General features: G+C 65.0%; 13 protein-coding genes and 2 pseudogenes. 4 read left to right on the plus strand and 11 right to left on the minus strand.

What is annotated here, in order from left to right:
• Window positions 1–42: 42 nt before the first annotated feature.
• From ACMYR2_RS03165 to ACMYR2_RS03185, 5 genes are read right to left on the minus strand one after another with little or no spacing between them, the layout of a single operon-like run.
• Complete coding sequence (locus ACMYR2_RS03165) at window positions 43–900, minus strand: ABC transporter permease (RefSeq protein WP_347264384.1); 858 nt, start codon at window positions 898–900, stop codon at window positions 43–45.
• Window positions 897–2099, minus strand: a complete 1203-nt coding sequence (locus ACMYR2_RS03170) for an ABC transporter substrate-binding protein (protein ID WP_416193678.1) — start codon at window positions 2097–2099, stop codon at window positions 897–899. The genes ACMYR2_RS03165 and ACMYR2_RS03170 overlap by 4 nt, the downstream gene beginning before the upstream one ends.
• 54 nt (window positions 2100–2153) lie before the next feature.
• Window positions 2154–2966, minus strand: a complete 813-nt coding sequence (locus ACMYR2_RS03175; RefSeq protein ID WP_347264386.1) for an ABC transporter ATP-binding protein — start codon at window positions 2964–2966, stop codon at window positions 2154–2156.
• Window positions 2963–4066, minus strand: a complete 1104-nt coding sequence (locus tag ACMYR2_RS03180; RefSeq protein WP_347264387.1) for an acyl-CoA dehydrogenase family protein — start codon at window positions 4064–4066, stop codon at window positions 2963–2965. Before ACMYR2_RS03180 ends, ACMYR2_RS03175 begins: the two co-directional genes overlap by 4 nt.
• 17 nt (window positions 4067–4083) lie before the next feature.
• On the minus strand, window positions 4084–4656 hold the full coding sequence (locus ACMYR2_RS03185) for a carboxymuconolactone decarboxylase family protein (protein WP_347264388.1): 573 nt from the start codon (window positions 4654–4656) through the stop codon (window positions 4084–4086).
• A 409-nt stretch (window positions 4657–5065) separates the two neighbouring features.
• On the opposite strand from ACMYR2_RS03185, the pseudogene ACMYR2_RS03190 reads away from it, so the two are divergent.
• From ACMYR2_RS03190 to ACMYR2_RS03200, 3 genes and pseudogenes are all read left to right on the plus strand, one after another.
• Window positions 5066–5458: pseudogene (locus ACMYR2_RS03190) on the plus strand (DNA ligase-associated DEXH box helicase); the annotation flags it as partial.
• Window positions 5458–6177 (plus strand): annotated as a pseudogene (locus ACMYR2_RS03195) (ATP-dependent DNA ligase); the annotation flags it as partial. The pseudogenes ACMYR2_RS03190 and ACMYR2_RS03195, both read left to right, overlap by 1 nt.
• A 75-nt stretch (window positions 6178–6252) precedes the next feature.
• Window positions 6253–6558 carry a DUF6460 domain-containing protein gene (locus ACMYR2_RS03200; RefSeq protein WP_141382619.1) on the plus strand — a complete coding sequence of 102 codons (306 nt, stop codon included), beginning with the start codon at window positions 6253–6255 and terminating at the stop codon, window positions 6556–6558.
• Between the two features lie 189 nt (window positions 6559–6747).
• On the opposite strand, the gene ACMYR2_RS03205 is transcribed toward ACMYR2_RS03200, so the two are convergent.
• Window positions 6748–7842, minus strand: a complete 1095-nt coding sequence (locus tag ACMYR2_RS03205; RefSeq protein ID WP_141382618.1) for a quinone-dependent dihydroorotate dehydrogenase — start codon at window positions 7840–7842, stop codon at window positions 6748–6750.
• Complete coding sequence (locus ACMYR2_RS03210) at window positions 7839–8183, minus strand: DUF952 domain-containing protein (protein WP_347264389.1); 345 nt, start codon at window positions 8181–8183, stop codon at window positions 7839–7841. The genes ACMYR2_RS03205 and ACMYR2_RS03210 overlap by 4 nt, the downstream gene beginning before the upstream one ends.
• Window positions 8184–8408: 225 nt before the next feature.
• Between ACMYR2_RS03210 and ACMYR2_RS03215 the strand changes: the two genes are divergently transcribed.
• Window positions 8409–9035 (plus strand): S24 family peptidase, encoded by a 627-nt coding sequence (locus ACMYR2_RS03215; protein WP_141382644.1) that lies wholly within the window; start codon window positions 8409–8411, stop codon window positions 9033–9035.
• Window positions 9036–9208: 173 nt separating this feature from the next.
• Here the strand turns inward: ACMYR2_RS03215 and acs are convergent, their stop codons facing one another.
• The 4 genes from acs to tsaD form a co-directional block, all read right to left on the minus strand.
• Window positions 9209–11167, minus strand: a complete 1959-nt coding sequence (gene acs, locus ACMYR2_RS03220) for an acetate--CoA ligase (protein WP_347264390.1) — start codon at window positions 11165–11167, stop codon at window positions 9209–9211.
• A gap of 177 nt (window positions 11168–11344) precedes the next feature.
• Window positions 11345–11758, minus strand: coding sequence for an EVE domain-containing protein (locus ACMYR2_RS03225; protein ID WP_416193679.1), 414 nt, complete (start codon window positions 11756–11758; stop codon window positions 11345–11347).
• A gap of 2 nt (window positions 11759–11760) precedes the next feature.
• Entirely contained in the window at window positions 11761–12741 is a 981-nt protein-coding gene (locus ACMYR2_RS03230) for an NAD(P)H-dependent glycerol-3-phosphate dehydrogenase (RefSeq protein ID WP_347264939.1), read from the minus strand.
• A 13-nt stretch (window positions 12742–12754) separates the two neighbouring features.
• Complete coding sequence (gene tsaD / locus ACMYR2_RS03235; RefSeq protein ID WP_416193680.1) at window positions 12755–13828, minus strand: tRNA (adenosine(37)-N6)-threonylcarbamoyltransferase complex transferase subunit TsaD; 1074 nt, start codon at window positions 13826–13828, stop codon at window positions 12755–12757.
• Window positions 13829–13878 lie beyond the last annotated feature (50 nt).

The following is a 13878-nucleotide window of genomic DNA, read 5'->3' on the forward strand; positions in this document are numbered from 1 at the left end:
GGGAGGGTTTTGTCGTTCCTGCCTTTCCGGGCAGGGACAGCGTCAGATGGTGCGGCTGCGGGTGACCGCTTGATACAGCATTCGCGCTCCGGCATCGAGCAGGAAGCCGAGGATGCCGATCATCAGCACCGTGGCCATCAGCTCAGAATAAGCGAGGCGGTCGCGGGTGTCGAGAATGAAGTAGCCGAGCCCGGCCGAGACGCCGAGCATCTCGCATGGCACCAGCACGATCCAGACGATGCCGACGGCCAGCCGCAGGCCGGTCAGCACATGGCCGAGAACGCCGGGCAGGATCACGTACCACAGCGTTTCCCAGTGCGTCGCGGCGAGGCTGTCGGCGAGGCTGAGCCAGCTTGGCTGCAGCCGCCGCACGCCTTCGGCGGTGTTGAGAAGAATTGGCCACACCGCGGCGAACGCCAGCATGAAATAGATCGGCTGGTCGCCGACGCCGAACACCATCACCGCGATCGGCATCCACGACAGGGGCGAGATCATGCGCAGGAACTGAAACGCCGGCGAGGTCGCGGTGTTGAGGCGGCCATAGCTGCCGACCGCGAGCCCGACGGGCACGCCGATCAACAACGCGAAAGCGAGGCCGATCAACACCCGGCGCAGACTGACCAGAACATGCACCAGCAGATCCGGCTGTCCCAGGATGGTTACGAGCTCGGGGATGGCCGTGGTCGGTGAGAATTGCCGGATGAATCCCTGTGATGAGGCCAGGACATCGGTGCCGAGCCACCATAGCAACAGCAGCACGATCAGTCCGCCGATGCCGAGCAGGCTGTTTGTCAACGCCGGCAGCGTCAGCCACGGCTTGCGGCCGGCACGACCGGCGAGCGTCGCGGGCCTCGGAGGCGCGGCGCCGCTCAGGCTGTCGCCTGGCCAGCTTGTGCTCACGCCGCCACGACCTCGGTGCGGGTAAAGGATTCCGGCAGGCCGAACGCCGCCATGCCGCCCGCCGCGATCACCGCCTTCTTGACGAAACGATCGTCGACGAGCTCGCGGCCGGCCGCCGCCGGATCGAGCTTATCGAGGAACGCGCGGTCGCCCTCGACCAGCGTATCGCGCAGGCGCCGGATCAGTTCCTCGGTGTAGCTCGGATACGGATAGGGCTGGAAATCGATCCGGCGCTCGCGCCAGTCCGGATGGATGATTGCGCCGGCCTTGATGTAGGCGGCATCGTCGGTCTCCGGCGGCGCCAGCACCTTGCTGAGAACCTCGACGCTGTGCGGGGTGTACTGGCTGGGATTGTCCTTGGAGAGCAGCGCCGCCGTCTCGGCGCGATGTTCGCGTGTCCAGAGTTGCGCCTTGACCATCGCGTTCACCGCGCGCTGCACCCATTCCGGCCGCTGCTGGATATCGCGTTCATGCATGAACACAAGGCAGCACGCGTGATCCTTCCAGACATCTCCGGTGAAGCGCAGGATCTTTCCGACACCAAGAGCTTCGCTCGCCGCGTTGAACGGTTCGGCGACGATGTAGCCGCTGATCTGCTTGGCGGCGAGCGCGGGCACCACGTCGGCCGGCGCCATCACAACGAGATTGACCTCGTCGGCGGCCGGGGCGCCCGTGCGTTTCGATACCGGCTTCAATCCGTTCTCGCGCAGCAGGATTTGCAGCACCACATTATGGATCGAGTACCAGAACGGAATGGCGACAGTGGTGCCGCCAAGCTCCTTGACGCTGTTGATGTGCGGCAGAACGCTGAGGCCGGAGCCGCTGGTGTGATTCCAGGCGACCACCTTGGCCGGCGCCTTGCTGCCGAAGCGCGCCCATACCGTCATCGGCGACAGCAGATGAACGGCGTTCACCTGCCCGGAGATGAAGGCTTCCAGCACCTGCGCCCAGCTCCGCAGGCGCACCGGCTTTTCGGCCTTGATGCCGGCCTCCTCGAAAAACCCCTTGCCATGCGCGACCAGAAGCGGCGTCGCATCGGTGATCGGCAGATAGCCGATGCGCAGCGGAACATCTGTTTCCCTGGCGCGCGCCTCATAGGTTTTCAGAAGGGGCAGCGCGCCGCCGGCCGTCAGCAGCGCCGACAGGCGCAGCATCTGACGGCGGGAGACGTCATAACGGGAGAATTCGTCGATCGACATGGCCGGTCCTTTGATTCGTAAATCTGGTCGCGTCGCGCCGGAAGCGTGGCCGGTTCAGTTGATGCGCCGCACGGTAGCGCCGCGCAGCCGTGAAAGAATTTCGACGCGAAGGGCGCCAAGCTCCGCGATGTAGTCCTCGCGTGGCGTCGGTAGGTCGATGCGCCATTGGCCGATCACGCGCGCCGGCGTTCCGCCGAGCAGCAGGATGCGATCGGAGACGAGCAGGGCCTCATCGATATCGTGGGTGATCAGGATCGCCGCGGTGTGGAAATCGCGGACGACTTTCAAAAGCAGATGCTGCATCTCGGTGCGGGTTACTTCGTCGAGCGCGCCGAAAGGCTCGTCGAGCAGCAGGATTTCAGGCTTGCGCGCCAGGCATCGCGCGAGCGCGGCGCGTTGCGCCATGCCGCCGGACAGTTGTGCGGGGAAGTAACGCCGCGCGTGCGTCAGTCCGACTTCACGGATCGCAATATCAACACGGATCTTGCTCTCCTCCGGCGTCAGGCGCGGCTGATGCTTGAAGTTGAGTCCGAAAGCGACATTCTTCTCCAGCGACAGCCATGGCAGCAGGCTCGCGTCCTGAAAGGCGATGGAGACGCGCGGCGGCACGCCCCGCAGCGGCTTGCCGTTCATCGTCACCGTGCCATCGGTCGGCTCCTGCAGTCCGCCGAGCACGCGCAACAGGCTCGATTTGCCGACACCGCTCGGACCGAGCACGCTGACGGTCTCGCCGGCATCCAGCTCGAAGTCGAACGCCTCGACAACCGGTTTCAGCTGGCCGGGGTAATGAAGCACAACGCCCGCGGCTTCGAGAACGGTGGCCTGACGATCCGATGCCGGTGAGATGGTTTGTGCGAGTGCGGTCATGCTGTCGCGCCGACCGCCGCAGGCAGTTCCTGAACGCGAAGCGCGAGCTTCAGTTGGATGAGGCTGGGCGTGAGCACCGGAATGAAAGCCGCTTCGCGGAGCCGGCGCTGGAAGCCCGCTCCGGGCTGGGACAGATAGGCACGGCCGCCGGAGGCCGACAGTTCGAACTGCACGGCCTGCACAGCGATCTCGGCGAGGCGGATGCGCAGGCGGAACAGGCTTGCCGGGTGCTCGATGAAGCGGCCTCCACCCAGACCCTCAAGCAGCGCTGTTTCGGCGGTCGAGAGTTCGGCGGCGAGCGCCGCGACCGGCTCGCTCAGGATGTCGCGATCGTTGCGAAGCCTGGCGGTTGCTTCCGCAAGCGCGCGGCGCGCCAGGCCGATCGACAGCGCGGACTGCATCGCCAGAAAAGCGGGCCTTACCTTCGGAAGCCACTCGGCCGCATGATGATGGATAATGCGATCCTCGCCGATCTTTACGCCGTCGATCTTGAGCGCCGCGGTGTTTGATCCGCGCATGGCCATCAGATCGAGGTCGGGCGAGCGTTCGAGGCCGGAATCGTCGGAGGCCAGCGCTGCGATAAAGGCAGGCGCGCCATCCGCGCCCTTCACAGCCATCGCGACGTCGAAACCTGTCGCGGGAAGGTTGGTCACCCACGGCAGGTAACCGTCGAGCTGCAGCGCGGTGCCGCTGCGGCGGGACTGCACCGACAGTTCCTCGATGCCGGAGAGGAATTTCATCGCGTTGGACAGGCCGGTGGCGCCGCCGCGCCGGCCAGTGAGAAGATCCGGCAGCAGCTGCTCGCGCAAAGCGGCGTTGGGGCTTTGCAGCAGATACTCGATGAAAGTGCGATGGCTCCAGAACACGAAGCCCGCGGTCAGCGAGCGGGCCGAGGTCTCGGCGATGGCTTTGACCGCATCGTCGACATGCCCGCCGCTGCCGCCCCATTGCACCGGCACGCCGAGGCGAAACAGGCCGACGTCTGCGAGCTTCGGCAGAACCGATGCGGCCGTGTCGGTCGTGGTGTCGAGATGGGAGGCGCTGGCGTCTAGCCAGGCTTCCAGATCGGAGGCTGCCAGATCGGAGGTTACATGTGTCATGACGATGCTTTCATCCGTTACTCGGCGGCAACGGTGGTCGAATTATTCCACGCGTAAGGCTTAAGCTCCGGATTGATGTCCGTTTGCCCGAGATTGTTGGCGAAGTTGCACAGCGTTGCGAGACTGACGCCGAGCACTACTTCCAGCGCGTTGGCGTCGCTGAAGCCGGCGGCGCGGAACGCGTTCAATTCGGCGTCCTCGACGCGGCCGCGGCTGCGGATCACGGCGCGGGTGAAGTCGGCGACGGCATTGAGGCGCGCATCCGGCCCGTGCACGCCATCGCGCAGCGCGTTGACGGCGGCGTCCTTCAGGTCGGCCTTTTTATAGACGATCGCGGTGTGACCGGCGACGCAGAAGCCGCAGCCGTGTGTCGTGGCCGCCGTGATCTGCACCGCTTCGCGTTCCGCCAGCGTCAGGCCGGCGCGCGCGTTGATGCCGCTCACGGTCTGATAGGTTTCCAGCGCGGTCGGCGCGTTGGCCAGAAGTCCGATCAGGTTGGGCAGGAAGCCGTTCGCCTTCTCGGCATTCTGGACTCGTTCCCTGGCGGCTTCGGGAGCTGTGACGGCGGTATGAACGGGCAGACGTGTCATGTGCGTTCCACTGATGGCATCGACCCAAATAGGCCGGCGACCCAAGTGGGCCGGCGCGACGAGCGGCGATCACCTAAGGTCAGGTTATGAAAATTTGATGGGATGATGGTGGAGCAGGCGTCCAGTCCGGACAAGCCGTTTGGAAAAATAACGAGAAACGGCCTGCTTTGCCGATAACCGGGGGAATGCGGCTGTTTTCATCAACGAGCAGAATGGGAGAATATTTCAAGATCAGAGATGACGCTCTCCTCGCGCGTCTTCCGTCCGGAATGCGCCTCTTCTTCGTCCGCCCAACGGATCGACGGCGTTCCCATCGCCGCCGTGAACTCGCATCCACGCCGGTCCCCGTGCCGGCATCGACGGGTGGTCCCAGACTCGAACGATGTAAGCGTCCGCTTATATGTCCCCCATGCGCCCGCACGACATTCTGATGCTTGATGCCGCCGGATTGTACTGCAAGCGCGGCGGCTTCCATATTGATCCGGTGCGGCCCGTGGACCGCGCGATCGTCACCCACGGCCATTCGGATCATGCCCGGCCCGGCCATGGGGCGGTGCTGGCGACACCGGAAACGCTCGACATCATGCGGCTGCGCTACGGAGATGATTTCGCGGGCTCTGCGCAGGCGATGTCCTATGGACAAGAGATCAGGCTGGGCGATGTCGCGATCATGTTCCATCCCGCGGGTCATGTGCTGGGCTCCGCGCAGATCGCGGTCACCCATGGCGGAGTCCGCATCGTCGTCTCGGGTGATTACAAGAATGTCGGCGACCCGACCTGCACGCCGTTCGAGATCGTGCCGTTCACCTGCGCGCCTACGATCTGCTCGCCGGCGGCGACAATGATCTGCGCGAGTTGCCATTTGAAGACAGGCGGCGGCGGCTCGTTGATTTCATCGCGGCGCTTGACGATCCCCGTATCGACCTTTCGCCGCAGGTCTCCTTCGCCAAATGGAGCGATCTTGCGGCAATTCGCGCCGATCCGGCCGCGGCGGGCGCTGACGCCGACGCTGTCGAAGGCGCCATGCTGAAGCGCCGTGACGCGCCTTACATGCCGGGACGGCCCAAGGGTCCGTGGTGGAAATGGAAGCGTGATCCGCATGTCATCGACGCGGTGCTGATGTATGCGCAGCGCGGCCACGGCAGGCGCTCGTCCTATTATTCCGATTACACCTTTGGGGTCTGGACCACGGGGGAGGAGGGCGAGCGGCTGGTGCCCGTCGGCAAGGCCTATTTCGGCTTCACCGACGAGGAACTGCTGCGGATCGACCGGTTCGTCCGCCGCAACACCACCGAGAGCTTCGGCCCGGTGCGCCATGTCCTGCATGAGCCCGATCAGGGATTGGTGCTGGAAATCGCCTTTGAGGGATTGCAGCGTTCTGCCCGGCACAAATCAGGGGTGGCGATGCGTTTTCCGAGGATCAACCGATTGCGCTGGGACAAGCCGCCGCGCGAGGCGGATCGGCTGGAGACACTGGAGCGGATGCTGGCCTCCGAAGCCACCAGATCAAACGGCCATTGACGGCGGAACGGTGGTTCCCCATCTGCCCCACACTGATTATGTTGCGCGGGTCCTTGTGCCCGCAGGAGAGCTTTGATGCCGAACGACGACACCCGGAATTTGCGGGCCAGCCACGACAGCCTGTCGCGTTTCCTGGGCGGCTCGCCGCTGGCGGTCGCGTTTCGCCTGATCTTGCTGTCGACGCTGGTTGGCGTGATGCTCGCGGCGATCGGCTTCGACCCCTGGAATATCGTGCAAAGCATCCGTCTGCTGGTCGAACGCGTCTGGGATCTCGGCTTCGATGCGATCAACGGATTGTGGCGCTATTTCCTGCTCGGCGCCGTCATCGTGATCCCGATCTGGCTGCTGTCACGCCTGTTCGGCGCGCCGCGCGGACGTTAGAGCGTTTTCAAGCGAAGTGGACACCGGTTCGCGTGAAGAAAACGCGACAAAACAAAATCATAGAGCCTGCTTCTGATTCTATCAGAAGCGGAAAGGCTCTAGAGCATGATCCCGACCCGAAGGGCCGCGCCAGCGCAAAGTGGGAACCGGTTTTCGGATAAGATCATGCTCCATAAAAGAGTATGATTCCTACACCGGCCAGTCTTGCGCCGTGATGGTCGCGGCGTCAGCGCCGATGATTTCCGATAGCGAATCGCGTCCGGTTCGCAGCAGCGTCGACATCAGATCACGCTTGATGGCGTCGACGAGGCCAAGGCCCTTGTAGACCAGCGACGAGTAAAGCTGGATCAGGGTGGCGCCGGCGCGAATCTTGGTCAGCGCCGCGCCTCCGGAATCGATGCCGCCGACGCCGATCAACGGAAACGCGCCCTCGGCGCGCACATAGGTCTCCGCCACCATCCGGGTCGAGAGCTGGAATAGCGGTCGTCCCGACAGCCCGCCCTGTTCTTTCGCGCGCGATTGATCGCGTAGCGTCGAGGGCCGCGCAAGGGTGGTGTTGCCGACGATCATGCCGTCGATGCGGCGCGATCGCGCGGTGTGAACGACGTCATCGAGTTCCGCCAGCGTCAGGTCGGGCGCGATCTTGAGCAGCACTGGTGTGTCGCCGGCATTCTGCCGGACGCGCTCGCGGGCGTCGATCACCTTCGCCAGCAACTCGTCGAGCGCCGCCGCCTGTTGCAGGTTGCGCAGGCCGGGGGTGTTGGGCGACGACACGTTCACGGTGAAGTAGCTCGCCACCGGGGCAAAGATTTCGATCAGCCTGACATAGTCGGCGATGCGATTGGCAGAATCCTTGTTGGCGCCGATGTTGACTCCGACGATGCCGCCCGAATGCGCGCGGGCCGCGAGCCTGCGAAGCACGGTGTGGGCGCCGTCGTTATTGAATCCCATGCGGTTGATGATGCCTCCGTCGCGTTCAAGCCGGAACACGCGGGGACGGGGATTGCCGGGCTGCGCTCTTGGCGTGACCGAACCGATCTCGACGAAGCCGAAGCCGAGTTTCAGCAACGCGTCCGGCACCTCGGCGCTCTTGTCAAAGCCGGCGGCGAGGCCGATCGGGTTGGGAAAGTTCAGGCCGAAAGCGCGAACCGCCAGTTTCGGATCGTCGGCGCGCTGGCGTATCGGCGGCAGAAGCCGCAGTCCCTGGATCGCCATGCGATGCGCGTCCTCGGGATCGAGCCAGCGTAACAGTGGTAGCGAGAGGTTGTCGAAGGCGCGTATCACGGCGCGAGTTCCGGTATATCGTGATATCCGTCCGCTCGCGCGGGCATGTCCAATACCGCGGTGACATGGCGCAGATCGAGCTCGCCGTAGAGGTGCGGAAACGGCTCGCCTCCGCGCGAGATTTCCCAGCGCAGCGCCTCACCCAGTCCATCGGCGTCGATCGCGATCAGGAGCAGCCCGGTCTGGCCGACGAAATGCTTGCGGGCCGTGCCTTCGACCTGGGTGGCTGTGGAAAAATGAATGAAGCCGTCGCGTATATCGTCGGCGCTGCCGCGAAAAACGCTGTCCCGCTCGGCCTGCCGCCAGGCTGAATCCGGGCAGATTTTGTAGATCGTGCGCACGCGTGTCCTGAGCCCGTCATCGCGCCGCCCGTACTGGAAAGCGCATGATCCCCTTGCTGCTCGCTAAAATTGCGGCAGCTGATGGGTGACCGTATCGGCGGCTCGCCCGTACTTCAAGAGCCGCATTTTATCCGCGGCGCAATTGCAGGCTTGCTCCCGTTGAGGTAATAATTCCTAACTCTTGAGCGAACCCACTGCCGCGGAATCAGGACGCGCCTCATGGTCATGCTGACACACGCCCAGATATGGACGGCGCTGGACCGTCTTGCGGAGCGCGCCGGCCTGTCGCCATCGGGCCTCGCGAGAAGGGCAGGGCTCGACCCGACCACCTTCAACAAATCGAAACGCATCACCGGCGACGGGCGCGAGCGGTGGCCCTCGACCGAGTCGGTGGCCAAGGCGCTGGCCGCGACCGGCACCGCGATCGACACTTTCGTGCAATTCATCGAAGACACGGAGCGAGCCGCCAAGGCGGTGCCGCTGCTGGGCTTCGCCGAAGCCGGCGCCGGCGGTTATTTCGACGATGGCGGCTTTCCCGTGGGCAAGGGTTGGGACGAGGTGGGGCTGCCTTGCGTCAATGACGAGCACGCTTACGCGCTGGAGATATCCGGAGACTCGATGAAGCCCGCCTATCGCGACGGCGATGTCATCGTGGTCTCGCCGGGGACGCCGATCCGGCGTGGCGATCGGGTGGTGGTGAAGACCAGGGATGGCGAGGTGATGGTGAAGGAACTCAAGCGCCGCACCGCCAGGACCATTGAACTGCAATCGCTCAATCCGAGCCACGCCAACCGCACGCTGCCCGCTTCGGAGGTGGAGTGGATCGCGCGGATCGTGTGGGCGAGCCAATGATCCTGCTTCCTCTCCCGCCGTCCGGAGAGGAAAGCGCTATAAGAATGCAAACCGGTTCGCGTGAAGGAAACGCGTCAAATATAAACTCAGAGTCTTTCACTGCTTCCATGAAGCGATGAAAGACTCAGAATGATATCGTGCGGCCAGGAGATGCCGTATGAACGACGCCCGGTCTACGCCACCGCGCCGTCTTTCTTGTTCTGGCGATTCCTGACGAGATCATCGACCACGGCGGGATCGGCCAGCGTCGTGGTGTCGCCGAGGCTGGACGGTTCGTCCTCGGCGATCTTGCGCAGGATGCGGCGCATGATCTTGCCCGAGCGGGTTTTCGGCAGGCCCGGCGCGAACTGGATCAGGTCGGGCGAGGCGATCGGGCCGATGTCCTTGCGCACCCAGGCGACCAGCTCCTTGCGCAGCGTCTCGCTCGGCTCCACGCCCTTCATCAGGGTCACGTAGGCGTAGATGCCCTGGCCCTTGATGTTGTGGGGGTAACCGACCACGGCGGCCTCCGACACGCTCTCATGCGCCACAAGCGAGCTTTCGACTTCCGCCGTGCCCATGCGGTGGCCGGAGACGTTGATGACGTCATCGACGCGGCCGGTGATCCAGTAATAGCCGTCGGCGTCGCGGCGGCATCCGTCGCCGGAAAAATATCTGCCCTTGTAGGAGGAGAAGTAGGTCTGCTCGAAACGGGCATGATCGCCGTAGACCGTGCGCACCTGGGCCGGCCATGATCTTGCGATGCACAGGTTGCCGCTGCATTCGCCTTCCAGGATATTGCCGTCGGCATCGACGATCTCCGGCGCGATTCCGAAGAAGGGTTTTGTCGCGGAGCCGGGCTTCTGCGCGATCGCGCCCGGCAGTGCCGAGATCATGATGCCGCCGGTCTCGGTTTGCCACCAGGTATCGACCACCGGACAACGGCCGTCGCCGACCACGCGGTGGTACCATTCCCACGCCTCGGGGTTGATCGGCTCTCCCACCGAGCCGAGCAGGCGCAGGCTCGCGCGCGAGGTTTTCTTCACCGGCTCGTCGCCCGCCTGCATCAAAGCGCGGATCGCGGTCGGGGCGGTATAGAAGATGTTGACCTTGTGCTTGTCGATCACGTTCCAGAAACGGGACGTGTCGGGATAGTTCGGCACGCCCTCGAACATCATCGTGGTCGCGCCATTCGCCAGCGGTCCGTACAGGATGTAGCTGTGGCCGGTGACCCAGCCGACGTCGGCGGTGCACCAGTAGATGTCTCCGTCGTGATAGTCGAAGACGTACTGATGCGTCATCGCCACGAAGACCAGATAGCCGGCGGTGGTGTGCAGCACGCCCTTGGGCTGTCCGGTCGATCCCGATGTGTAGAGAATGAACAGCGGGTCTTCCGCGTTCATCGGCTCGCACGGGCATTCGCTTTCGACCACGGCGGCGGCCTCGTGATACCAGACGTCGCGCGTCGGATTCATGTCGACATTGCCGCCCGTGCGCCTGACGACGATCACCCAGTCGACCTCGCCGTTGACCTTCTCGATCGCGGCGTCGACATTAGCCTTCATCGCGATGGTGCGGCCGCCGCGCAGGCCCTCGTCGGAGGTGATGATGACGCGCGATTTGCAATCGCGCAGGCGGCCCGCGATGGAATCCGGCGAGAAGCCGCCGAACACCACCGAGTGGATCGCGCCGATTCGCGCGCAGGCCAGGATCGCGTAGGCCGCTTCCGGAATCATCGGCAGGTAGATGGTGACGCGGTCGCCCTTCCTGACGTTGCGCAGCCGCAGGATGTTGGCCATCTTGCAGACTTCGTCGTGCAGTTCGCGATAGGTGATGTTCCGGGATTGCGAGGGGTCGTCGCCCTCCCAGATGATCGCGGTCTGGTCGCCGCGCTTTTCCAGATGGCGGTCGATGCAGTTGTAGGCGGCGTTGAGCACGCCGTCCTCGAACCATTTGATCGAGACCTTGCCGAGTTCGAACGAGGCGTTCTCGACCTTGGTGAACGGCGTGATCCAGTCCAGGCGCTGCGCCGCCTCGGACCAGAATCCGTTCGGATCCTTGATCGAGCGCTCGTACATCTCGCGATATTTGGCGTCGTCGACCCAGGCCCGCTTGGCCCAATCCGCGCTTACGTCATAAATCTTGTCGGACATTGTTTTGCTCCACCGCAGGACCCGGGTCCGGAACCAAAGGCAGGTCCGTCTTCACCGTTGCGGTGATTATGCGTCGCGGTGTGCGATGGCGACAAGCCGTCAGGTTGAATTCTCATTCAACTGTGTTGAGCAACTGTGTTGAGGTCTGGAATCCGGCCCGGGGAGCCTCGCGTCTCCCTACAGCCCGCCCATCTTGCAGACCAGCTTCCATTCCGCCGGGGTCACCGGCTGCACCGACAGCCGCGAATATTTCACCAGCGCCATGTCGGCCAGTCGCTTGTCGGCCTTGACGGCGGCGATGGTCACCGGCGTCTTCAGCGGCTCGTTGGCCTTGATGTCCACGCAGACGAATCTGGCGGTCTTGTCGGTGGGATCGGGGTAGGCCTCGCGGATGATTTCAGCGATGCCGACGATCTCCTTGCCCTCGTTGGAATGATAGAAGAACGCCAGATCGCCTTTCTTCATGGCGACGAGATTCTGCCGCGCGGTGAAGTTGCGCACGCCGGTCCAGGGCTCGCCCTTGGCGCCCTGCGCTACCTGCTGCTCCCACGACCACGCCGAAGGCTCCGATTTCACCAGCCAGTAGGCCATTGCTATCCCTCTCCCCGGAACGGCCGCGTCAGCAGATTGTCGATGGCGCCGTCGATCGTCAAACGGCCGGCGAGAATGGCCGCGACCGCCTGCGCGACCGGCATTTCCACGCCGTGGGCGGCTGCCAGTTCGAGCAGCGCTGGCGCTGTGTGCGCCCCTTCGCTGAGTTTGTCGGGAGGCGCCGGCTCGCCGCGCCCCAGCGCGATGCCGAGCGAGAAGTTGCGCGACTGCGGGCTCGAACAGGTGAGGATGAGATCGCCGAGGCCGGACAGCCCGGCCAGCGTTTCGCCGCGCCCGCCGCAGGCGCGTCCGAGGCGGACCAGTTCGCTGAATCCGCGCGTGGTCAGCGCCGCCAGCGCCGACGCGCCGAGCTGCTTGCCGACGACGATTCCGGCCGCGATCGCGAGGACGTTTTTGGCGGCGCCGCCGATCTCGACGCCGCGGACGTCAGTCGTATGATAGGGGCGGAAGGCGGCCGAGCCCAGCGCGTGAACCAGCGCGACCGCAAGCGCTTCGTCTTTCGCCGCCAGCGTCACGGCTGTCGGCAGCCCCCTCGCCACGTCGTCCGCAAAACTCGGTCCGGACAGGATCGCAGGAACGGCATGTGGCGCTGTCTCCTCGATCACCTCGGTCATGAAGCGGCGGGTGCCATGCTCGATGCCTTTGGCGCTGGCGATCACGGGAGTCCCGCGCGACAGATGCGGAGCCAGTGCGGCGACCGCCGCGCGTGAATGTTGCGCGGGCACCGCGATCACGACGATATCGGCGCTGCCGGCGGCGGCGAGGTCGTGCGTCACGACGATGCCGCGATCGAGCGGAATGCCGGGCAGGCGCGGATTGTCCCGCGTGGCCGAGATCGTCGCGGCGGCGGTGGCATCGCGCGCATACAACGTGACCTTTCGGCCCGCGCGCGCGGCGACGCCGGCCAGGGCGGTGCCCCAGGCTCCCGCGCCGATCACGCAAACGCGGTTGAGCGGTCTCATCGCGGCACCGCCTTCAAAATCCGGCGCGGGTATTGGCGAAGCCTGCCGGCGCCTGCGCGTTGGCATCCAGCAGCCAGCGGGCGCGCGGAGGCGTTTCAAGCGAATCGGTCAATCCCCCCGCCAGCCGTTCGGCGCCGGCCCATGCGATCATCGCGCCATTGTCGGTGCAAAGGGCGGGCGGTGGAATGATGAGCGTGGTCCGCGCCCTCGCGGCAACGCCCTCGAGCGAAGCGCGGATCGCCTGATTGGCGGCGACGCCGCCGGCGGCGACCAGCGCGCGCGGCATCCCGAACCGCTCCTGAAACAGCCTGAGGCCGACGCCGAGCCGGTCCGCGGTGGCTTCCAGCACCGCCGCCTGAAATCCGGCGCAGAGATCGCTGATGTCCTGAGGCTGCAGCGGATTGATGCGGGCGGCCTCGTTGCGCACGGCGGTCTTCAGCCCGGAAAGCGAGAAGTTGGCGTCGGGACGCCCAAGCATCGGCCGCGGAAAATTGAATCGCGCCGCATCGCCGCTGGCCGCGGCGCGCTCGACCTGGGGACCGCCGGGATAGGGCAGGCCGAGCATCTTCGCGACCTTGTCGAAAGCCTCGCCCATGGCGTCATCGAGCGTGGTGCCGAGCCGGACATAGTCGCCGACGCCGAGCACCGCGACGATCTGGGTATGCCCGCCGGACGCGAGGAACAGGCAATAGGGGAAGTCCAGCGCGCAGGTCAGCCGCGGCGTGAGCGCGTGGGCTTCCAGATGGTTGACCGCGATCAGCGGCGTGCCATGAACAAGCGCGATCGCCTTGGCCGTGGTCAGCCCCACGATGACGCCGCCGATCAGGCCGGGACCGGCGGCGGCGGCGACCCCCGACAGCCGCGCGAATTCCACGCCCGATTCCTTCATCGCACGGGCAATGAGGCCGTCGAGCAGTTCGACATGGGCGCGGGCCGCGATTTCCGGAACCACGCCGCCATAGGGGGCATGTTCTTCGGTCTGCGAACGCACGATGTTGGAGAGAATCCGGGCGCTGCCGTCGGGGAGACGTTCGACCACGGCGGCTGCGGTCTCGTCGCAGGTGGTCTCGACCCCTAGCACCAGCATCGATCTATCGCCCCTAGATATGGGCCTTGCGTTATTGGGCAAACCAGCGT

This window comes from Nitrobacter sp. TKz-YC01 (assembly GCF_047824785.1).
In the GTDB taxonomy this organism is placed as follows: Bacteria; Pseudomonadota; Alphaproteobacteria; order Rhizobiales; family Xanthobacteraceae; genus Nitrobacter.